The organism is Parapedobacter tibetensis (genome assembly GCF_024704835.1).
GTDB lineage: Bacteria > Bacteroidota > Bacteroidia > Sphingobacteriales > Sphingobacteriaceae > Parapedobacter > Parapedobacter tibetensis.
On sequence record NZ_JAMXBE010000019.1, the window covers coordinates 1 to 23,393 of the forward strand.

15 protein-coding genes are annotated in these 23,393 nt (G+C 47.7%); 6 read left to right on the top strand and 9 right to left on the bottom strand.

Annotation, left to right across the window (positions count from 1 at the left end; genetic code table 11):
* Positions 1 to 749: 749 nt before the first annotated feature.
* The 4 genes from NF543_RS22130 to NF543_RS22145 all read right to left on the bottom strand — a co-directional run bounded on the left by NF543_RS22130 (position 750) and on the right by NF543_RS22145 (position 5,567).
* Positions 750 to 2,129 (bottom strand): putative oxidoreductase C-terminal domain-containing protein, encoded by a 1,380-nt coding sequence (locus NF543_RS22130; RefSeq protein ID WP_257670383.1) that lies wholly within the window; start codon positions 2,127 to 2,129, stop codon positions 750 to 752.
* A gap of 132 nt (positions 2,130 to 2,261) precedes the next feature.
* Complete coding sequence (locus tag NF543_RS22135; protein WP_257670384.1) at positions 2,262 to 3,683, bottom strand: Gfo/Idh/MocA family protein; 1,422 nt, start codon at positions 3,681 to 3,683, stop codon at positions 2,262 to 2,264.
* A 25-nt stretch (positions 3,684 to 3,708) separates the two neighbouring features.
* Positions 3,709 to 4,551 carry a ThuA domain-containing protein gene (locus NF543_RS22140; protein ID WP_257670385.1) on the bottom strand — a complete coding sequence of 281 codons (843 nt, stop codon included), beginning with the start codon at positions 4,549 to 4,551 and terminating at the stop codon, positions 3,709 to 3,711.
* A 38-nt stretch (positions 4,552 to 4,589) separates the two neighbouring features.
* Positions 4,590 to 5,567 carry a DUF6807 domain-containing protein gene (locus tag NF543_RS22145; RefSeq protein ID WP_257670386.1) on the bottom strand — a complete coding sequence of 326 codons (978 nt, stop codon included), beginning with the start codon at positions 5,565 to 5,567 and terminating at the stop codon, positions 4,590 to 4,592.
* 437 nt (positions 5,568 to 6,004) lie between these two features.
* Between NF543_RS22145 and NF543_RS22150 the strand changes: the two genes are divergently transcribed.
* The 6 genes from NF543_RS22150 (at position 6,005) to NF543_RS25595 (ending at position 15,073) form a co-directional block, all read left to right on the top strand.
* Positions 6,005 to 7,501 carry an NAD(P)H-hydrate dehydratase gene (locus NF543_RS22150; RefSeq protein WP_257670387.1) on the top strand — a complete coding sequence of 499 codons (1,497 nt, stop codon included), beginning with the start codon at positions 6,005 to 6,007 and terminating at the stop codon, positions 7,499 to 7,501.
* A gap of 292 nt (positions 7,502 to 7,793) precedes the next feature.
* Positions 7,794 to 8,381 (top strand): RNA polymerase sigma factor, encoded by a 588-nt coding sequence (locus NF543_RS22155; protein ID WP_257670388.1) that lies wholly within the window; start codon positions 7,794 to 7,796, stop codon positions 8,379 to 8,381.
* A gap of 154 nt (positions 8,382 to 8,535) precedes the next feature.
* Positions 8,536 to 9,747 (top strand): FecR family protein, encoded by a 1,212-nt coding sequence (locus tag NF543_RS22160; protein ID WP_257670389.1) that lies wholly within the window; start codon positions 8,536 to 8,538, stop codon positions 9,745 to 9,747.
* 282 nt (positions 9,748 to 10,029) lie between these two features.
* A complete protein-coding gene (locus NF543_RS22165; RefSeq protein ID WP_257670390.1) occupies positions 10,030 to 13,302 on the top strand; it encodes a SusC/RagA family TonB-linked outer membrane protein in 3,273 nt (1,090 codons plus the stop codon).
* A 15-nt stretch (positions 13,303 to 13,317) separates the two neighbouring features.
* Entirely contained in the window at positions 13,318 to 14,871 is a 1,554-nt protein-coding gene (locus NF543_RS22170; RefSeq protein ID WP_257670391.1) for a RagB/SusD family nutrient uptake outer membrane protein, read from the top strand.
* 109 nt (positions 14,872 to 14,980) lie between these two features.
* Positions 14,981 to 15,073, top strand: coding sequence for a DUF4260 family protein (locus NF543_RS25595; RefSeq protein WP_373275025.1), 93 nt, complete (start codon positions 14,981 to 14,983; stop codon positions 15,071 to 15,073).
* On the opposite strand, the gene NF543_RS22175 is transcribed toward NF543_RS25595, so the two are convergent.
* The 5 genes from NF543_RS22175 to porW all read right to left on the bottom strand — a co-directional run bounded on the left by NF543_RS22175 (position 15,074) and on the right by porW (position 23,271).
* The gene (locus NF543_RS22175; RefSeq protein ID WP_257957549.1) at positions 15,074 to 15,874 is read right to left on the bottom strand and encodes a DUF4382 domain-containing protein; all 801 of its coding nucleotides are present in this window, start codon (positions 15,872 to 15,874) and stop codon (positions 15,074 to 15,076) included.
* Positions 15,874 to 16,074: a quinol oxidase subunit 4 gene (locus NF543_RS22180; protein WP_257670393.1), complete on the bottom strand. Its 201-nt coding sequence runs from the start codon at positions 16,072 to 16,074 to the stop codon at positions 15,874 to 15,876. Before NF543_RS22180 ends, NF543_RS22175 begins: the two co-directional genes overlap by 1 nt.
* 111 nt (positions 16,075 to 16,185) lie before the next feature.
* Positions 16,186 to 17,985, bottom strand: coding sequence for an excinuclease ABC subunit UvrC (uvrC, locus tag NF543_RS22185; RefSeq protein WP_257670394.1), 1,800 nt, complete (start codon positions 17,983 to 17,985; stop codon positions 16,186 to 16,188).
* 87 nt (positions 17,986 to 18,072) lie between these two features.
* Positions 18,073 to 20,316, bottom strand: coding sequence for a penicillin-binding protein 1A (locus NF543_RS22190; protein WP_257670395.1), 2,244 nt, complete (start codon positions 20,314 to 20,316; stop codon positions 18,073 to 18,075).
* Between the two features lie 102 nt (positions 20,317 to 20,418).
* On the bottom strand, positions 20,419 to 23,271 hold the full coding sequence (gene porW / locus NF543_RS22195; protein ID WP_257957550.1) for a type IX secretion system periplasmic lipoprotein PorW/SprE: 2,853 nt from the start codon (positions 23,269 to 23,271) through the stop codon (positions 20,419 to 20,421).
* Between the last annotated feature and the right edge of the window lie 122 nt (positions 23,272 to 23,393).

Here is a 23,393-nt window from a genome sequence, read left to right on the forward strand (position 1 = left end):
ACCGGTATCGTTACAACATGGACAGTAAACCATTCGAAGTCTGACCGAACTCGGGTAGAACACACCCGAACCCCTCTAACGGCTGACCGGTATCGTTACAACACGGGCAGTAAACCATTCGAAGTCTGACTGAACTCGGGTAGAACACACCCGAACCCATCCGGCGGCTGACCGGTATCCTTACAACGTAGGCAGTAAACCATTCGAAGTCTGACTGAACTCGGGTCGAATACACCCGAACCCATCCGGCGGCTGACCGGTATCGTTACAACATGGACAGTAAACCATTCGAAGTCTGACCGAACTCGGGTCGAATACACCCGAACCCATCCGGCGGCTAACCGGTATCCTTACAACATGGACAGTAAACCATTCGAAGTCTGACCGAACTTGGGTGAAATACACCTGAACCCATCCAGCGGCTGACCGGTATCCTTGCAACATGGACAGTAAACCATTCGAAGTCTGACCGAACTTGGGTGAAATACACCTGAACCCATCCAGCGGCTAACCGGTCTCCTTGCAACGTAGGCAGTAAACCATTCGAAGTCTGACTGAACTCGGGTCGAATACACCCGAACCCATCCGGCGGCTGACCGGTATCCTTAAAACATGGACAATAAACCATTCGAAGTTAGAACGGACTTGGGTGGATGATACCCGAACCCTGTCCGGTGTAGACAGGGTTCGGTGCTGTGTAAACTGATATGGGTTGAACGGTAACTTTTTCTTTCAGTTGAGCTTCATTTTCACTTTGCCTCTTCCAATGCCTTAGTCGTCAAATAGTACTTGGCAATCATATTCGGCACCTCCCAATCGGGCATTTTCCCGGATTGGAGGAAAGTCAGGTATTTTTCGGTCACCTCTGCAAAATGCTCCTCATGGTTGGTCACCAACGAAGGGTCTACACTGATCCGGTAGCGCCCATCACCCGCGGACTCGAATGCCAGCCCCTTGTATGTCCCTGCTAATTGTTCAATGGCTTTTATCAATGCGCCTTCAAATGCATCTCTATCCCGCTCACCTGTCGCTTCTACATACAATACGGGTTTATACTGCTCTTCTTCACCCTGTTTAATGATCAGGTTGGCATGCTGCCCTCGCATGATGGAATAATGCGTATCGCCAGTGCCCTTTGGGGCCTCGAAATTCCAGATGACCGATACCTTGGCGTAGATACCTTTTAGTGTATAATTGATTTCGCCATTCGCAAATACGGCGAGATTACCATCGTCATCCAGCGACTCATTAAGAAATGGTGGAATTTCCCCTTTTCCTGTAGATTGTTCAAATTGTGCCGGAGTAAGCTTAGTAGACCAACGCCTAGCGTTTATGATTTCGATGTCGTTCTTATAATCGATGGTCTGCTCCGGAAAACTTTCCCACTGTACCAAATCCACCAAATGGGTGGTTACATCTACCAGCCCCTCTCCTTGCTGCTTGGTGTCATAAAACCAAGTAGGACGCACCAAGGGTTTGCCAGACACTTCCTTGAAAAAGTGATGCACGCTTTCCTTGGTAATGGCCGGATTATCGGCACTACCTACTACCAATTCACCGAAAAATTCAGGGATTTGCGACAAGGCTTTTTGAAGCATGGTATTGATCTCATACCGTTCGGTCATGATATCGTAAAGTAGTACATCTTTTTCCGATGCCTTCGCAAACGCTTGCTCAAGCTTAGGAAAGGCATCGTGGTTGATGATCATCGGTTTATCCGCCAACACGTTGAGACCTGCATCAATGGATTGGGTAATGTAATTTATTTTATGCTGGTTGTTGCCAGCCAATACCACCACGTTGCCCTTTTTTTCCTCAAGCATTTTTTCTAGGAAATCGTCCCCTTGATAAACAACCTCATGCCAGTGTGTGGGGTTCTCGGGATGGGTGTTGTATTGGTTAATGAGTGCAAGGTATGCATCCAATTCAGGCCCTTGAGGGGCGTACACATGAACCACGCTATCCACTTCGGGGTACATCGACTTCTGTACCAAAGCGGCATGGAAATGTCCCGGTGCTACGGTAATCAATTGGATATCTTTTTGCTGCTGCACGTTGTTTTGGTCTGGATTACATGCGGTAAAGCATGCAATGGTCACTAAAATAATCAGTACTGTTTGTTTATTCATCTATGTTTTTGTTATTTTGTTTCACGCAAAGAACACGAAGACGCTTACGCTCCCCGCAAAGTCCGCCAAGTTTTAGCTGGCTCTCACCTACTCTAACCATTTCCCGACTTTCGGACTTTCCGACTTCCCAACTCACCCCTTCACATACCCCGTTCCATAAGGAAAACGTTGAGGCCGCTCCAATAGTGCATTGGCTTCATCGTCGCCTATGAATCGCTCTTTACTGGCGTCCCAACGAATCTTGCGCCCCAGTTTCATGGCTGCATGGGCAATAAGGCAAGCGGAACCCGAACGGTGGGCAACTTCTACAGGGCTGATGGTTTCCTTTCCGTCACGTATGCATTCGAGCCAGTTGGTGTGTTGTTCAGGGCTTTCATATAGCTTAGTTTCATGCGCTCCAATCACGGATTGCAATATCTTGTTATCACTTGCTTTGAATGCTTCGTTTTCCTTACCATCTGCTGCTCCTGGATCGGTGGATGTGACCCCCACATTGCCACGCGACACAAAAATCCATCCTTCCGTCCCTTCAAAACGTACACCATTTGGATTGGTACCACTGATTTGCATCACAACATTGTCGGGGTATAGCATTTCCACTTCGAAATCACCATGTACATTCCATAGGCCTGATGTGGGAAATGTAGCCCGGCCCTCGGCTTCCAACGGGCCAGTCAGCTCAGTACCCAAACCCCAATGCGCAATATCGATATGGTGCGAGCCCCATCCCGTAATCATGCCTGCTCCGAATTGCTCGCAGCGCAGCCAGCCCGGCCGGTCATTGATGTCCGTTTGGGAATGCACACGGTCCAACGTATAGGGTACCAAAGGCGTAGAGCCTAACCACCGATCATAGTTGAGATTTTCGGGCACCGGCATTTCAATCGGGTTCCCTCCGGCAGGGTCGCCCGGCAGGCCTATAATCACCCGTTGGATATCACCTATGCGGCCATTGCGAACCAACTCACATGTCTGCTTAAACTGTGGCCATGGATTTGTCGATCGCTGTTGGCTCCCCAATTGGAATTTCACTCCTTTGCTCGACACCACATCTGCCATCATGCGTCCTTCACGAATAGTAAGCGAGGTGGGCTTTTGCAAGTAAATATGTTTGCCTGCTATCGCAGCTTCCATCGCAGGTTGTGCATGCCAATGGTCGGGCGTACTGATGATCACCGCGTCTATATCCTTATCGGCAATCAGTTCACGGTAATCTTCATAGGTTTTCACATCGACGGGCGATTTGCCCCCTTCCTTACCGGCGTACCGCTGTTCAATCCATTCCTTGCCCATCGCCAACCGGTACCGGTCCACATCGGCAACCGCCACTACCCTTACATAGTCGTGCTTCATCACTTCGGGCAGGTCGTGCGATCTGCCAATCCGGCCAAAACCGATTTGCCCGATATTAATGCGATTGCTTGGTGCGTTCTTACCAAATACCGATGCCGGTACGATGGAAGGGAAAACCGATGCGGCCACCAATAAAGCCGATCCGCTTGCCGTTTGCTTGATGAATGCTCTCCTGTCTAATTGCTTTTGTTCTTTATCCATGATGCTATGGTTAGTTAATGTCTGTCTAACGTTCCCTTACTTCATCCTGTGGGCTGGTCGCATATGCCTTGCTATAATCCCGCTTTCCAGTTGTGCCAACCGCCCACTCAATCCCACCGAGAATATGTTTCTGGAAGTCTTCGTCAAAATAATCCGCTTTGTCATGACCAAGTGACGTGTACCATGACCTTCCTCCATCAAACTCGTGGCACCATACGGAGGGAAAAACATCACCGAATGTATCCAACCGCCGGGCATCTTCTCCTTCCAAGGTAGTCGCATCGTTCACCCCAATTACTTGAAGGTTGACATTCATTTCCTTCAAATAATAAAATTCATCTCCCCTCACCCGCTCCCATTTCCTCGGTAAATGCACAACGGATGGATGCGTGGCATCGATGATGTTCACGGTAAAGGGTTGGAACTTATCGTGCCAGTAGAAGGTGGCGCCCAACAGCTGTTTGAACCATTTCCACTTGCGTTCGGTGCCTGACGCGGAATGGATACCAACGAAGCCACCCCCCGCTTGGATATACCGCATAAGGGCTACCCGTTGTGCATCCGTATCGAAAACATTATTATTGGTGTTCGAAAACACCAATGCATCGTATTGTTGCAAATTTTCATCCGAGAAAGCCGATGGGTTATCCGTCACATCAACTGCAAATCCATGTTGTTTACCTAATGCACGCAGGGCTATCACGGAGTTTTCAATATTGTCATGTACATATCCCTCGCCATTTTTAGTATAAACCAATACCTTCACGTTCTTCCAGTCCAATGATTGGGCAGTAAGCGCATTCGTTAATAACAAAAAGATGGATAATACCCCCAAAGGAACCAGTCGTATAAACGGCAATAAGCTCATCGTTGTTAATTGAATACTATAAGTTTTTATATAATCTGCTATGGATGGGCAAAAGTTTGCCATATCCGCTCGGCTTCATCTGCCATCATGGGACCGTCAAAAACAACCAATCGGTAGCGGAGCGTGTAGGTTTTGCCAAGTTCCAGCACCCAATCCTTATTTTTTGTGGGTGAAAAATTAAAAAACTGATCCCCTCTACCCCCATTTCCATCTTCAGGCCATATCCGCACCGGTTCAGGGAAATTATAATTATCAGGATGAGACAGGAAAAGAATTCCCCCTTGGCCATCTCCAAGTTCGCCATATACCATAGCCCATCGCTCCAAGGAGCCATCGGCATCTTTACGTGTTTTTCCACTGGATGTCAGCACTTCACTGTTTTTGTTGGTCCATTCCTCCCTAGCCCTAAAACCCAATCCACCATAGCGATATTCCTTCAATACAACGTCTCCTTCGCCTGTAGGCACTAGGGTAGAATAAATATCACATAGGTATCTCGTATCATCCATTTGTGTAACAGCTATTCGCCAGTTCTCCCTCATGATGCGTTCTTCACGCCCATCATTAAAGATGAAATGGTCATGCACTGCTTCAAATCCCGCCATGGTTTCGTCTTGGAAGGTATCCGCAAATTCCACAAAACGCACGGTTCCCTTCTTGTCCCCGATGTTCCAGAGGTCGTACTCCTTGCCTTGGTAGGCTATTCGAGTCCACGGATTCCAAATGCCATAGTGGTGATAATGGTCCGCAGGCTGGATATGTGTCAGCACGTTTCCAGACAGTGTCTTCAGCGGGTGGATGTATCCAGCACGGCCGTATGAAGGATCCACGCCCGCTGGAGGAGGCTTCACCGTATGCCGATACGCCAATAAGGCTTTCCCTCCCGGAGTCTTTAATACCACTTCATCAGGCCCTTTATCCACCGAATATGACGTGGCCTTGTCTAGTACCTGGCCGGCAGCATCGAGCAAGATACCAAAGCACAGCAAAAGCATTATTCCAAATAATCTAAACATGAGTTACTAATAGATTTATAAAAGGCAACCTCGCTTCCAAATATGGAAATATAACATTGCAGCAATAAAGTTAGTCAAAATCTGACCGATAATCGAACGATCGATTAATAACAGCAGTCTGATTGACGCTGATTCTGCGATTTAAGCCCTATTCAACCGTTATACTAAAATGAAACCTGCATGAGCTACCGCTCAAAAAAGGGCATGAACTAAGCGAAGCGGTCTCTTGAATGCCACTGAAAACACAGAAGAAATGAAAAATAAGACAGCTCATGCAAGCTTCATTGCCGTTAAAGAACAATTTATTCTAATGAAAATTAAGCTACCACATCCCTATTACCCCTATCCTTCTTGACATTCTCATCACAAAAGCGTACCTTTCACTTATGGATGCCTATATAAATGGGCTGACCATAGGGGCTTAATTAATTAAAAAGATGAACAACATCATCACTGCTACCCAAATCAAGGAGACAGACCGACATACCATTGAAACGGAACCCATTGCCTCCATTGATTTGATGGAGCGGGCGTCATTGGCCTTTGTGACGATTTTCATGCAACTGTATCCGGATAAAAACACCCGCATATTGGTCTGTTGCGGCACCGGAAACAACGGTGGCGATGGACTGGCCATCGCTCGATTGCTGCAAGAGCGCTCTTATGATGCGATTGCTGTCTGGATTGCTCGATTTAGCAGTCATGAAAGCAACGATTTCTCCACAAACCTCGCCCGGCTACATAACACGCCCATCCCAATTACCGAATTTTTGCCTGCTGATGAACTGCCTGGTATCCCTCAAGAAGTGATTATAGATGCCTTGCTCGGTTCTGGGTTGAACAAGCCCTTAGACGGGGATTGGCTACGATTGACTCAACATATCAACCAAGCCAAGAAACAGACCGTTGCCGTGGATGTCCCTACCGGCCTTCGGGCAGACGGCGTTATCCCGGAAGGCGAACACACGCTCCATGCACATGATGTTATCTCCTTCCAACGCCCTAAATTGAGTTTTTTCTTTCCCGAATCAGCCACAGCAATGGATCGTTTCCATGTGGTAGACATTGGCTTGGATGAAGCATTTATCGAAAATATGCCTTGTGATTTCAAGTTGGTCGAAGCGGAAGATATTCAGCGCATATATCGGAAACGAAAACCTTTCAGCCACAAGGGCACCTACGGACATGCGTTGATTATCGCAGGGAATAGGTCCACCATGGGCGCGGCCCTGTTATGTAGCGGAGCAAGCCTTTACAGTGGCGCAGGACTTACCACGGCATGTATTCCTCCGGAAGGATTAATCGCATTGAATGCCCGCTATCCGGAAGTAATGTATTGTGCCTGGGATGATTTGGCTGATCAATGGGCGAAGTTCGATGCTGTGGGCATCGGACCGGGTCTTGGCAATGCGCGTGATAAGTCGCCGAATATGCTGCCGGATATACTGCGATACGGATCCAAACCACTGGTTTTGGACGCAGATGCGCTTACCTTCCTCACGAAGAGGAAAACACTTGTCAAAAAACTGCCAAACCAAAGTATCCTTACTCCACACATGAAGGAATTCGACCGGTTGTTTGGTGCCCATGGTAATTGGTGGGATCGGGTACAAACGGCTAGAAAAAAAGCTGCCGAACACCAACTCATCATCATTTTGAAAAACCAATATACCTTTATTGTGCTGCCAGATGGCGACGTATCCATCAACCCCACAGGCAATCCGGCTATGGCTAGTGGCGGTATGGGTGATGTGTTGACCGGAATGTTGGTCGCCTTCCTTGCCCAAGGGTATACACCAGCCGAAGCCGCTGTACTAGCCTGTTATCTGCATGGCGCTGCAGGTAATCAATTGGCTGAGGAGAACGGCATGGCAGTGGTGCCCGCTGGGCGGTTGATTGAAGCCATACCCTCGACTATTGGAGCGCTATGGTAGTACAATAAGACATCACATAGCGGAGTAACCCCACTGCGCAGCGAATCCAGTCCTATAAAACAAGCAATCGATTACGCAATTAATATGTAACAATTTAATTGCAAACCCAACTTTTTAATTGTAATATTGAACGATTTTTGGCGATGATAATCAAAGCTGACTAATTGAAAATGACCAATTATTATAAGCTGTTTTGACATAGCGGTAAAACGCAAACCCAACAGTATTACCATAGATAAATCCATCAAACATGCATGGCTAAAACTGGTTAAATGAAATTTGTGAAGAAGATATGGCTATTAATGATCAACTTAACGAATCCAGATTATTAATTTCACTGCAAAAAGGTGATGCCAAAGCTTTTGAAAAGTTATATTTTTTTTACGGCAAAAGGCTTTATGGCAATGTCCTGAAGATGGTCAAATCAACAGACGTCACGGAGGAGATTATACAGGAACTTTTCCAGCGTATTTGGGAACGACGTGAAACCATCGATGTGACGAAATCATTCAAATCATACCTATTTACCATTGCTAAACACTTGGTTTACGATTTCTTTCATTCACAAACCAAACAACGTGACATCGAATCTTATTTAATTAAAGAGTCGACATCATCTTATCAACATATCGATGAGGAAATTGCCTTTAAAGAGACCCATGCGATATTAACCAATGGTATCCTTCGGCTTCCTCCACAGCGGAGGCTTATCTACAAGCTGTGTAAAATAGAAGGTAAAAGCTATGAAGACGTCAGCCATATGCTGGGTATCTCCACTTCCACCATCAGTGACCACATCGTCAAAGCCACGAAATCACTTAAAGCATATTATCTATCCGAACATGCGATGGTGCTAATGATTGCCCTTTACCCATTATAAGCCGTCATATAATCAATTCCTAGATTGTCGATGCCTTATTGGGCAACACACTGCTGTTATTCCTCATCTCCCCTGTCTCCTAATTTTTAAAAAAAATTCATTAGGGGAGCAGAGGGAACCCTTACATTTTATGTATTACTAATAAAGAGGGTAAGTGAACAATCATCAACATATTCATCGGTTATTTGAAAAATACCTTAATAATTCGTGTACGCCCGAGGAGGCAGAGGAATTAATCCGCCTGCTACAGTCGGGCGAAGAACGGGCATACGTTGAGCAGCTTATTGACAAGCAGCTGCAAAACAAGGGAGAAATTCCAGTGGATGATGAAGTGTTAGCCCATGTTTTCGCAAGATTGAACCTTGACCAAAACAGTGGGAAAAATTGGGTTAAAATATCATCATTTTACAAAAAAATAGCCGCTGTTGCCTTGATTTTCATTGCAATTGCAGTGGGAACGTATTATTATCGCCACCAGGGTCTAAGCAAGGATACTGCTGCAATCACCCATGATGTCGCTCCCGGAGGCAATCGTGCTACGCTCAAACTTGGGGATGGCCATACCATTAACCTAAGTGCTGAACAAAGCGGTATTATCGTGGGAAATGAAATAACCTATGCGGATGGGAGTAAAATAATTGAAAACGGAGCATTGAAAACAACATTCAATTCCATCTCAACGCCCAAAGGAGGTCACTATCAAATCACCCTGCCGGATGGCACAAACGTGTGGCTCAATGCAGCCAGTACATTAACATACCCGGTCCAATTCGATGGAGATAAAAGAATGGTTGAACTTGAGGGAGAAGCTTATTTCGAGGTTAGTCATCAGCAATCAACATGCAGTAAACAGCCGAATCGAGACGAAAATAAACGGAAAGCCGATAGCCGAAAGCTGACAGTTAATGTACCATTTATCGTAAAAACAAAAAACCAAGAAGTGGAAGTGCTCGGCACGCAGTTCAACATCAATGCCTATCCCGATGAAAACACCACAAATACGACGCTGTTGGAAGGCTCGGTGAAAGTAGTTACCCGGGGGGAAAGCATGCTACTAACACCTGGCCAACAATCCAAAGCGGATGGAGCGGGAATAACCATTGCAAATATAGATGTAGAAACTGCGGTGGATTGGAAGAATGGAGACTTCGTCTTCGACGGTGAAGACTTAAAAAGCATCATGCGTAAAGTGGCGCGTTGGTATGATGTGGAAGTCGTATATAAAGATGACCTGCCAAATGACACCTATAACGCCCAAATATCTCGGAATAAAAACCTCTCCGAAGTATTGCAAGTATTGGAGTTATCGGGAGGGCTGATCACTAACATAGAAAACAACACGCTATTTATTTCATCGCCAAGATGATTAAGCATGAATCACAATGAATTAATATACTAACTAAAAACACACAAATGATGAAAAAGCGAAACCACACTTAACCAAGGAAGGACTAAAAACCGGGAATGCCCGCCAGCATCCCCGGCAACCACATTGGGAATCCTTCGATCCAATTTTTGCTGAAATTAAACCAATTGTTAACCCAAAGTTTACAAAGATATGCATTATATACTTTGCGGCAGTAAACCGTGTTCCTATAAAGCTAAAACTGCCACACTAACACATCCGAGATTGGCATTATCGCCATTCATGCCAACGTTCATTTTCCAAATGAAGCTTACTGTTTTAATCATTATTTCTGCCTGTATGCAAGTGAGTGCCTCTGCCCTAGCCCAGCATGTGACGCTTTCTGAGCAGAAGGCTTCCTTACAAAAGGTACTTAAGGAAATCCGTAAACAGAGCGACGTGGATTTCATCTTTAAGACCCACCAAATCAAAAAGGCGCATCCCGTAACCATACAAGTAACGGATAAGCCTTTGGAGGAGGTGCTAAAAATGATATTTGCCAATCAACCCATCGATTACATGGTAGCGAATAAAACCATTATCGTGCTGGACAAAAAGACACCACCCCCTACTGAACTAGTAAGCCATGTCAAACTGCCGGCACCTCAAGAGGTCGTTTTGGGACGGGTCGCAACAGCCAACAACGAGCCTTTAGCCGGTGTTAGTGTCACGGAAAAGGGAACCAGCAATGCCACACTGACGAACGACGACGGCCAATTTTCCCTAAAAGTCGACCATACACCCGCTGTATTGGTACTGACCTACATCGGCTACGTAAGCCAGGAAGTTACCGCCCGTGCAAACACCCCGCTGGATGTTGTCCTGCAGGAGGATTTGGCCAATTTGGACGAAGTAGTGGTAGTCGGCTACGGCACCATGAGGAAAAGAGATCTCACCGGCTCGGTGGCATCCGTACAGGCCAAGGATTTTAATAAGGGTGTAATTGTGGCACCAGACCAACTTATACAAGGTCGAACAGCCGGTGTGATGGTGATCAACAACACCGGTCAACCCGGCGGATCTACCACGGTGCGAATTCGAGGGAACTCGTCTATTCGCGCCGGCAACAACCCGTTGTTTGTGGTAGATGGAATTCCCTTGTCGGGCACCTCGGCCCGTCCGGGTGGTTCCGGTGGATATGGTTCGGACATCGGTAACCCGCTCAGCTACCTTAACCCCAATGATATAGCCAGTATGGATATTTTGAAAGATGCCTCAGCTACTGCGATATATGGTTCACGAGGTGCCAATGGGGTGGTCATCATCACCACCAAACGTGGCCAGACGGGTAAGCCTACAATGAACGTGATGGCATCAGCCGGCTTCTCCAACCTGTTGAAGAAGCCCGAAGTGCTCACGGGTAACGAGTTTAGGCAGGCGCTGCAATTTTATGCGCCGGATGATACCGAAGCAGATTTTGGGGGCGATGTGTATGCCTTTGATGCCATCACCCGATCGGCTATGACCCAGAATTATTCATTGGATGTATCTGGGGGTAACGAGGACGGAAGATACCGGATTTCCACCGGTTACTTGGATCAGAACGGCATTGTTGAGACCTCCCGCTTGCGGAAATACACGGCAAATTTGAGCAGCAACTTCCGGTTTTTAGAAAGCAAGAAATTGGGACTGGACATTAGCGTGCTGGCAACTCAAACCGATGAAAATATAGCGCCGATAGACGCAGGAGTGGGTTTTGCCGGAAACGTGATTTCCCAGGCCCTGCAATGGAACCCAACGCGCCCCCTGCACGATAGTGAGGGCAATCTGACCTTTGTGACTTCAAATCTCATTAACCCACTCACATCCTTGGAGGCTTATAAGGATAATGCGGTGGTCAATACGATCTTGGCCAGTATCTCTCCTTCTTATAAGATAACGGATGAGCTGGAATATAAGTTTCTATACAGCCTGACCCGGCAAACTGGTCGGCGGACAGGCCGCTTTGTTGCCGGGATGATCAATCCTAGTGATGTAAATAACGGTGCAGCATTTATCGGAAATAATTCAGAGACCAATCATCAACTCACCCACACACTTTCGTTCAACAAGGAGATTGCGACTTCGCTCAACCTGAATGCCATGATCGGTTACGAATACCTGAGCTACGACATCCGGTGGAATTCGGAAAGCGGGAGCGGATTTTCCGAATTGGGTGGACTCGACTATTACGACTACCTCGACTACTCCATAGCCAGTAACCGGTCGATTGATTCCTACCGGAGCCCGACCAATGAACTACAGTCGTTTTTTGCCCGGGCGTCCTTGAACTATGCAGACCGGTATATCTTCACCGGTACCATCCGGCGCGACGGCTCCACGAAATTCGGCGAAAACAACAAGTACGCCAACTTCCCCTCGCTGGCGTTCGCCTGGAACATCTCCAACGAAGCGTTCATGGAAGGTAATGAGTTGTTCGACAACCTCAAGCTGCGGTTGGGTTGGGGTAAGACCGGTAACCAGGAGTTTCCGTCAGGCGCTTCAAGGGACCGCTATGTCTTCGCCGCACAGGCTATCAGCCAAGCCAACTTCGGCAATCCTGATCTCCGGTGGGAGAGCTCGGCTACCATAAACGCAGGCATCGATTTCGGACTATTCCAGAACCGGCTCTCGGGGTCGGTGGATTATTTCCGCAAGAGTACCACCGACGCATTGTTTGAGCAGACGCTCGCCCAGCCTGCACCCAGCGGTAGGATTTGGGTAAACCTGGATGGGGAGATTATCAATGAAGGTGTGGAGCTCGCTTTATCCGGTAATATTATCCAAAACGACAATTGGAACTGGAACCTAGCTGCCAATGCCACCTACCTGAAAAACAATGTGAATGGCTTGCTCGGCTACTATGAGACGGCAGCCCTGCGTGGGCAAGGTTTTTCAGGTGTGCTGGGGCAACGCATGGCGAACGGTCAACCGCTGAACGTTTGGTACTTGGCCATGTTTGAGGGGATTGACCCGGAAACGGGCATGAGCATGTATAGGGGGCTCGATGGTACTGTCAGTACATCGGTGGATCCCGCGCTAAACAAATTCTATGTAAATAGTCCGAATCCTAATTATTTACTGGGTATCTCGACCGATGTAACGTATAAAAAGTTCACGGCGACCGTAAACATGCATGGGGCTTTTGGCCACTACTTGTTCAACAACACCATGGCTACCGTATTGGGTGTGAATAATTTGACCAATCGGAACATTGCCAAGTCGGTCTTCAATACGCAGGTGCGTGAATCCACCTCTAATTCGGCAGCACCATCTACCCGATACCTGGAGAAGGGTGATTTCCTGAAGCTATCCAATGCGACACTGAGCTACAACGTAGGCAACATTGGCCATGCCATCCGGAACCTGAACGTCTCGTTGACTGGACAGAATCTACTGGTCTTTACAGGATACAAGGGATTTGACCCCGAGGTGAATACCGATGGCTCGACCAACGACATACCGTCTCTCGGTATTGAATATATCCCCTACCCGCCCGCCCGTACCTTTCTTTTAGGTGTTAATTTTTCACTATAGTAAATTATTGCAATCATGAAGACATATTTCAGATTATATAGCGCGATTTCACTCCTCATTGCCGGATTCTCCTTGTCTTGCACCGATCTGGATGAACAGCTCAGGAGTGAGCTGGAGCAAGGAGTGGCAAACGTCAATACGGCTGATTTGCTGATTGGGGCCTACTCGGCATTAAATACCCCGTACCACCAAAATCAGCGGTGGGTGCTGGAGGAGATTTCAAGTGATGCGGCCATGGCCCCCACCCGGGGTGGCGACTGGGATGACAACGGTATTTACAGGGCCATCCATCAGCACACCTGGAATGCTGATAATTCATTTATGAACAATACATTCAACAGTTTGCTGACAGCGCAATTCCAGGCTTCTAATGTACTGCGCAACAACCCTACAGCGCAACAGGCCGCTGAAGCCCGCTTTATCCGTGCACTCAGCATGTACGATGTGTTGAGTCTATGGGGGATGGTACCCTATCGCGAGGAGTTGGAGGATTTCCGGGTGCCTCCCGTTACGCTTCAGGCACAAGAGGCCATTGATTTCATGGCTAATGAGCTGAATGACATCATGGACGACCTTCCGAGCACGGGCGCTGCCTATGTGGCCAACCAAAATGCTGCGAGGATGCTGTTGATGAAGCTGCATTTGAATAAAGGGGTATTCCTTAACCGGGAGAGTCCGGTATTCGAGGCGGCTGATATGAACCAAGTGATTACGCTGGCTAATCAAATTACGGCGAGCAACCGCTATGAGATTTCCAATCCCGGCAAATACTTCGATAATTTTGCGCCCGATAACCACACGGCCTCGACGGAGAACATCTTTACGCTATACAATGAATTCGGCGTACGGGGTGGAAGCATGGATCGTACATGGAATACGATCGCGCATTATAATATGGTACCGGGAGGATGGAACGGCTGGTGTACCCTTTCGAACTATTACGACTTATTTGATGAGGGAGATGAACGGTTGGGCATCTATTACGACTACCCGGCAGACACGATGACCAACCCCGGTCAGCGACGTAATGTCGGTTTTTTCATCGGACAGCAGTACAACCTGAGTACCGATAGGCCGTTGATGGCCAGGAATCCTTCCAGCCAACCGCTGGTTTTCGCGAGGGAAGTGACGCTCAGGACATCGGGCAATACCTTGGAAACCGCGGGTATACGGGTGTTGAAATATGCATTCGACTATAGTGTGCCTTCCGGGCAGCGGAACAACGACTGGGTGGTATTCCGGTATGCCGATGTCTTATTAATGCAGGCCGAAGCCATGTTGCGCGGCGGTACGGGCACAGTGGCGCAAGCACTGGTATTGGTAAATGCCATACGGACCAACCGTGGCGTCCTACCATTGACGGCCCTCACATTGGATGAGCTGTTGGCGGAGCGTGGACGGGAACTCTATTGGGAAGGATGGAGAAGGCAAGATTTAATACGCTTTGGCAAGTTCTTGGAACCATGGCAAGAAAAGCCTGCTGACGCTGGGCCACATACGTTGGTATATCCCATTCCAAGCCAGCAATTGGCTGTTAACCCCAATCTGGAACAAAATCCTGGGTACTGATTCTTAGGTAGATTAGTTAAGAGGGCGTCAAAAAAAGGCGCCCTCTTCTGTTACCCATTAACCACTCAGCCAACCTTGTTGTTAGCAGGTATCATCTTACTTGGACATAGTGCCTTGGATTAGGATACTTGGCTACGGACTCAAGTACGCATCAAGTTTCCAGGACACCCACCTTGGCAGGATCGGGAAGTCGGGCAATTGATTACTCTTCTTCGGAGGAAGGAACCAATGTGATGGTGCCAATGTCCGATACGATGCCGAACGTAACTGGCACACCGGGCTTTTCGTAAACCGCTAAGCCGGATGCTTCATCCGGTTCCGCCACCACCGTATAGGTGCCTTCAGGCAATCCACTAAACATGAAAAATCCATCTGCATTAGGAATGGCGCTTGCCGTGTCTGCTTCATTGATGGCATAAACGATGGGATTGGCCTCCATGGGCTCCACCATACCCCTGATCCGGCCATCGGTCAGTTCCGTAAACACCCGAATCACAGGCTTTAGTTTGTATGAGCCGTTGCCTGTCTCCACGATAGAGCGGGCAGCATCGAAATCGGTCCACATCGTATACGCTCCATTAGGCATCAATTCCTGATGGATGTTGAATTTCAATCCACTCTGTTGACCCGAAGGCACGTCTAATGGGTGTTCCATGCCATCAACCACGATGGAATTGTTCTCCCCCAATATGAAACGCACCTGCGAAAGCCGCCCCGCTGGGAGTTCTGCCGTACAGAGCAGGGTATCCACACCATTCCGGTACTCCAGCAAATCGTAAACGCCGGGAACCAACAGGTCTACCGTAGTCCATCCAGCCTCATCGGTATGGAATTCCACCTGCTGCACGTCCAGATACAGTGCATCGAATGCACCGGGCGCGTCGGTTAACCGAAGATCTAGTTTTGCGGTTCCAGCAGATTGCGGATCACCCTTACTGCATGCACCAAAGAACACCAAAGCACATACCCATGCCAATAACGGCAAAACAAGTCGCTTCTTCATCATCTCTCGTTAATATGGTTATAAAACAAAAACTTATTTTTCTTTTGTCCCGGAGCGTGTTCACGGGCGGATTTCTTGCCAGTAATCTTCTTGGCTTGGCCAGGAGGCACTTTTCCACTCTTCCCAGCTGTGCGTACCGCACATGAACCCAGCCATAATACCGACATGGCTAGGATCAACATCATCATTATCTTTCTCATACACTCCTTTATATTACAATAAAAATGTTACAATAAACAAGTGTTCAAAAACTTTGCCTTATTGTTAACGTATTGATAATAAAGAATTTCAATAATTCGATGTTGTCTACTTTATGGTACATGGAAATACGCGGTCACGGCCTGTGCCTGTTTATCCGTGAGTACCTCCCGGAGCCGCTCTGGCGTGGCTTCACGGATTTGCTTCACGGATTTAAATGCCTTCAGCAACCGTTCGGCTGATGTTTTACCAATGCCGGGAATTTGTTCCAGCTCCGATCGGAACGTATTGCGGCTCCGTTGCTTGCGATGGAAGGTGATGCCGAAACGATGGGCTTCATCACGCAGGTGTTGGATTACTTTCAGGGTTTCGGATTTCTTGTCAAGGTACATGGGATATTGGTCGCCCGGATAATATAGCTCTTCCAATCGTTTGGCAATGCCGATGATCGTTATCTGTTTATCTATTCCGAGCAGCCTCAAGCTCTTCAGGGCCGAGGAAAGCTGACCTTTGCCCCCATCGATAATAATGAGCTGTGGAAGCGTCTGCCCCTCATCCAATAATCTTTTATATCGCCTGTGCACGGCCTCCTCCATCGTGGCGAAATCGTTAGGGCCTATCACGGTCTTCACATTGAAATGCCGGTAATCTTTTTTAAAGGGCTTAGCGTCCCTGAATACGACCACAGCCGATACGGGATATTTACCTTGGAAGTTAGAGTTATCGAAACATTCGATATGCCGGGGTAGCACATTCATTCGGAGGTCGTGCTGCATTTGAGCCAGTACACGTTCGGTCCTCAGTTCAGGGTTAAGTTTTTCATACTGATTGAGACGTTCCTTTTTGAAATATAAGGTGTTCTTCAATGAGAGATCGAGCAGATTTTTCCTTTCCCCTTGTTTCGGAACGGTGAATTTCAGGTTTTCTGCTTCAATATCGATGTCGAAGGGCACAATGATCTCCTTGGAGGTACTGTTAAACCGATTCCGGATTTCCGGGATGGCCAGGCTCAACAGTTCGGCATCTCCTTCATCAAGGCGTTTCTTCATCTCCACGGTCTGCGTTTGAATAATCACACCGTTCATAACCTTGAGGTAATTGACAAAGGCGTAGCTCTGCTCGGAGGCAATGCTGAATACGTCTACGTTGGTGATGGAAGAGTTGACCACGGTGGATTTGCTTTGGTAGCGATCCAACAGGTCGAGCTTAGCCTTGAGTTGGTGGGCGTATTCAAAGTTCAGATCGGCTACTGCACGATCCAAATGGCCCTTTATTCGCCGAATCACTATCCCGATCTTGCCGTTAAGGATATCACGGATATCATTTAAGCTTTTTTCATAATCATCCTCCAGCTGATAGCCCTCGCAGGGCCCCTTACAGTTGCCTATTTGATACTCCAGGCATACCTTGAATTTACCTTTGCTGATATTCTCCGGGCTGAGGGCCAGGTTGCAGGTACGCAGCGGATAGAGCTCACGGATGGTATCCATGATCGCATGCATCATGCCCACGGAGGCATAGGGACCAAAATATTTGGAGCCGTCCTTGACGATTTTCCGGGTGGGGAAGATACGTGGGAAACGTTCGTTTTTGATGACAATCCATGGATAGGTTTTGTCATCCTTGAGCATGACATTATATCGAGGCTGGTGTTTTTTTATCAGGCTGTTTTCAAGCAACCATGCATCAATCTCCGTGTCTACAATGGTAAATGTGATGCGATTGATTTTACGCACCAGCACTTGGGTCTTACCATTGAGTTGGTTGTTTTTTACGAAATAAGAACTAATCCTATTTTTGAGGTCTTTGGCTTTCCCGATGTAGATGAGCTCATCCTTCGCGTCCCAGTATTGGTATACACCCGGTTTATGGGGTACATGCTCAAGTGCTTTACGGTAGTCGAATTTGGTCACTGCGTACTCCTTTTCTCGCGCAAAGACGCTAAGGCGCTAAGTATTATTAGATTCGCTTGGCGTCTCTGCGACTTTGCGTGAAACAACTCAAAACCCAAGCCGATCGTCCAATCGCTGGTCGTCTTCCCCATAAAATTGCTGGTATTTGCTGCAATCCAATTCGCGGGTAAGCCCGCCTTCCGGCAGGGGGAAGTCTCCAGTGGAATAATGAAGTGTGGTATCTGCATATACTTTTTGCATATACAACCCAAATATCGGCAACGCTGCTTGGGCGCCCTGCCCCTCGGCCAAGGAAGAGAAACTGATGCCACGATCTTCAGCACCCGTCCACACGCCACTGACTAATTCCGGGGTAATGCCAATAAACCAAGCATCTGAATTGTCATTTGTCGTTCCCGTTTTACCGCCCATCGGAGGCTTCAGGTTATACCGAAAACGAAGTCGATTTCCAGACCCTCCGTCTACCACACTTTTGAGCATATCCACCATGATATACGCGCTTTCGCTGTTGAGTACTGTCGCCACTTTCGGCGCTTTCTGGTAGATGGGCATGCCATTTTTATCTTCGACACGCAGGATATAAATCGGCTCTATCCATACCCCATGGTTCACGAATGCCGAATAGGCACCAACCATGTCATATACCGAAGCTTCATAGGCCCCTAATGAAATGGAAGGGAATTCAGGCACATTAGATGTAATGCCCATCCGTTTGGTGAGTGTAGCCACGGGCCGCGCACCCACTTCATTGACCATGTAGGCTGTTGCCAAGTTTTGTGAATTGGCCAATGCCCTGCGCAAGGTAATCGGGCTTCCCGCTTTGGTATCACCACGGGGGCTCCATGCATTCGGGCCAGAACCAATGGTAAGCGGTACGTTTGGCACTTGAAAACAAGGGGAATAGCCATTATCAATCGCCACTGCATAGGTGAATGGTTTGGCGGTAGACCCTACTTGCCGGGTGCCCATCTTTACCTGATCGTATTTATAATGCTCGAAACTGACACCTCCCACCCAGGCGCGCACATAGCCTGTATGTGGTTCCATGGACATCATCGAATTGCGCAGGATAAGTTTGTTGTAACGAATGGAATCCATCGGGGTCATCACCGTATCTTTGTTGCCTTCCCAGGTAAAAATGGTCATCGGCACAGCCGTCTCGAAGTCCTTTTTGATTTCAGCGTCCGATTTACCGGCCTGCTTCAACATGCGGTAACGGTCGGAGCGTCTCATCCCCGTTTCCAGTAATTTTGCTTTGTCGCCCGCAAACGGGTCGCGTTTACCCCATTGCTTGTCAAATGTTGCCTGTAAAGACTTCATCCACTCCTGCTGCGCCTCCTCGGCATAGCCTTGCATCTTGGAGTTGATGGTGGTATAGATCCGCAGGCCATCCCTGTCCAGATCATATGGGGTACCATCGGCCTTGGTGATCGACATTTCGTTAAATTCACGTTGGATTTCACGCTTCATCACCGCTCGGAAGTAGGGGGCCAACCCCTCGCCGTAATTTGAAATACGCATATCTTTCACTAAGGGCTCGTCTTTTAGGCGTAGATATTCCTCACGTGTCAAAAATCCTTCCTTACGCATATTATCCATCACCTGATTTCGTCGCCGAATGGCATTCTGCGGATACCGCACAGGCGAATAGATGCCAGGGCCTTTAAGCATGCCCACCAATACAGCCGCTTGCTGCACATTCAGCTTATCGGGTGTGGTATTGAAATAAGTACGGGCCGCTGATTTAATCCCATAGGTGTTGTAGGCACCGAAATCCACCGTATTGAAATACATGGTGATGATTTCTTCCTTGGTGTAATTACGTTCCAGCCGTACGGCTGTAATCCATTCCTGAAACTTCTGGATGATACGTTTGCCTGTATTTCGGGCACGCCCTTCGGAGAATAGGTTCAATGCCAGCTGCTGTGTGATGGTACTGGCCCCTTGCTTTTTCCCAATTAAGTTGTAGAAAATAATCGTAAAGGTGCGTCGATAGTCAATACCCGAGTGACCATGGAAACGCTTGTCCTCCGTAGCGATGAGGGCCTGGACCAGGTGGGGCGACAACTCATCATATCGTACATTGGATCGGTTTTGGACAAAATAGGTGCCTAGCACCACACCATCATCTGAAATGACCTCGGAGGCTAAGTTACTCTTGGGATTTTCCAGGTCTCGGAATGTTGGCAGCTTACCAAAAAGCCCCATCCCTACACTGAAAATGAATATAACCCCCAATAAGATGAGCCCGATCAGCAGTTTCCAGAAATTACGGGTGTACCGACTGACATCTGCTTTAGTCAATATATTTTTCTTCGTCTCTCGCTTCATTTATTCGCTTTATTCGCTGTTCGTTTATTCGCTTATTCGCTGTTCGTTTATTTGCTGTTCGCTCTCCCTGACTCTCGAATTCCGGACTTGCCGACTCTCCCCTTATTCCTTCAATCTTTGTTCCTGATAGCTGATATGGTAATCGTCTATTTTATCAAAATCAGATAACGTGCCAAAATTGCTTTCGGTGATAACAAATGTGTTATATATTTCTACAGGGATTTTCATGATGTCTGGCATCATGGGCAATAACTGCGTTTCATAACCCTTTACTTGATCATAACTCGCGAAGGGGCCGATAAAGACCAATTGGTTTTCACCATTCACCATCTTGAGTTGGTGGTTGATGTTGTCCCCTCCATACCTCGCACGATTGAATTGTCCGATGCCATAACGGGAAGGTGCCAAATTGACCCGCTCATTCATCACATTGATGACAAAATAATAAGTAGCTGAATCGGGCAACAGTTCCAAATCTCGGTATGCGTTGGGACCAATTTCGCCAATTAGGGCTTCTTTGGCCAGGCGTTGTTGTGTCACATTCCCAGCAGCATTCAGGTTATTTCGACCGCCTATCCCTGTTTGGCCTGCTGTGGAAACAGCTAGCTGTGTTCGTGGTCTTGGCCGCTCGGGGCCACGATTGATAATCAATTGTGGCCATAGCGTCATGGTGGGTTCGTCCACAAATCGCTCTCGTTCTTCGTCGATACCTTGCAATGCAAATAGCCGGGTTGCTAACGTATCCCTATTGGAAGCGATGAATGCCAGGTGCTGGCTAGCCAATGGGGTAATTAGGCTATCATCCGGAAAATCTTCAACGATTTGGGTCAATGCATGTTCAAACGTGTCGATTGCTGACGTCCGACCCCAGGCCAGCGCCCTCAAATAGGACAATTGGCTTAGCGTTTGCTGCCTACTGTGTCCTTCATCGAGTATGCGGGTTACTTCTTCCACAACTTCGGGATATTGACGCTGTGTGTAAAGTGTGTACACCTTCTCGTATGCACGGTCCAACGCTTGTTTTTCTTGTTCGAGTTTGGCCAGGTACATGGGATCACGGATGATGTGGCTGTACAATGCATCTGGGTATTCCGCCAATAATTTTTCTTTGTAAAGCGCCGCCCGCGATTCATCCACATCGATATAAAGCCGGTAGAGGTTATAGTAAATCAATGCAGCGTCTTTGGTATTCGGATACCGGGATAATAGCTCCTCGTAGGTCTTGGCCGCCTCCTTGTTGTCACGTAGTTCATCGCGATATAAATTCCCGATATCGATTAGCGCAGTATGTATCTGGTTGTGGGAAGCAACCATTTTCTCCTCCGTATCTGGCAACGCATCCAAATAGGATTCACGGAGTTTTAATGCCCATGCTGCACTGTCAAGTTCGGTGGTATCTGAAGGTATCGTGGCCATCTCCTCGGTGGGAGCAGTATTTCCGATGGTTGGAGTCCCATTGATCATATCGCTAAACCTCCAATTATCACGGAGCTGGCGGTTTCCCCATCTACGTTTGAACTCCGATAGCCCCATCCCCATCGCGTCGGGATTATTGAAGTAAAACCGATTATCGGTATAAGTCACTGCCGAGCCTAGCGCATCATCGAAAGGCGAACGTTGCACCGATTGGCCAGCCTGCTGTTTTTTTGTAGCGCTTTTCCCTTCTTGTACCTTAGCGTAAGTATGCGTGACGATGCTGTCGATTACAGCGTTGCGCTGGGGTTCGGTGAGCCCTGCAAGGTATTGCAAGCTATCTTGACGTGCCACCGTCTGCAATTGCACGATGAGGTCATCCAAATTGGCAATTTTGCGTTGTACGGATCCTGCGTCGGGGAAATCCATGGGCAAGTACATGCCTACGCTATCGTAGTATTGTTTCGCGGTCTGGTATGCTGCTTGCCCGAAATGGTGGTCGGCCAACCGCAGGTAGGTGAGTGCCGTTTGGTAGCGATTGCCACTTTCCTGGCGCAAGGCCAGCTCATAGTTGGCCAATGCTTCGGGTGTATGATCATCCACATAGAACACTTCAGCAATCTGATAATGGATCTGATCCTTGAATTCCTTGTTTTTCCCATCACGCAACATCCGTCGAAGCAACTTGACCCGGTCTGCGCCGGTAGGGTGTTCTTCCGTAACCAAAAACACCCGGCTCAACCCCGCATGGAAGGTCATTTCATAGGGTGCATTGCTTTTCACCACACGGCTATAATGGTGATAGGCCTCCTCTACGCGTCCATGCTTTTGAAACAATTGCCCTAATAGAAAATGCCAGCGCAATTTGGTGGGCTTATGATGACTATGTTTGAGTGCTTGCAATAGCATGGATATTGCGGCTTCTTCATCATGTGTCAGCAGGTAATACTTTGCCTGTGTGGCAAAAGCTAACCCTATTGATTTTTTTTCCGATTCCAATCCCATAAACGCCGTATCGAGTACCATCCCGGCTTCCGTTTGGTTGCCCAATTGCATAAGCGCGCGCGCTTTCCATACCAATGCAGCTTGCCTATATTCGGGTAGATCCCCGAATGTATTGGCCACGTACGTAAAAAATTCAGCCGCGTTGTAATAATTCCCTTTCAAGTAGTTGGCCTTACCCGTGAGCAAGTAGGCTTCATTGATGTATTTGCTATTGGTTTTTTTATTGATAATGTCCAACGCTTTACTAATAACCGAATCCATTAGCTTTGCATTGGAAGAGGCCGTGGATTCCGTCGGTTCAACCAATACAGGGAGCAATTGCTGGTAGTTGTCTTGGTGTGAGGCGAGGTTCTCCCGTTCGGTATCGTCGATGATTTTACGGCCATGATAGACGATGTTATATCTCGCGGTGATGTTTTCCATCATGTCAAACTCCTGGTCTGCCTGTTTTTTCATGGAACATGCGCATAGCACGCAGGCCACCAAGCCCATAATGCCCAAGCGGATATATGACAAGAAATTAATACGTGTTTTCAATATAACTATAGCTTATCGATTCGATTTATTTCCCAAACTGGCCATAATCGACCCTTCATAGATCACCCATAAGTTTATAGGGAACCTCTAAACAAAATGAATATCTTTGTCGGGAATACATA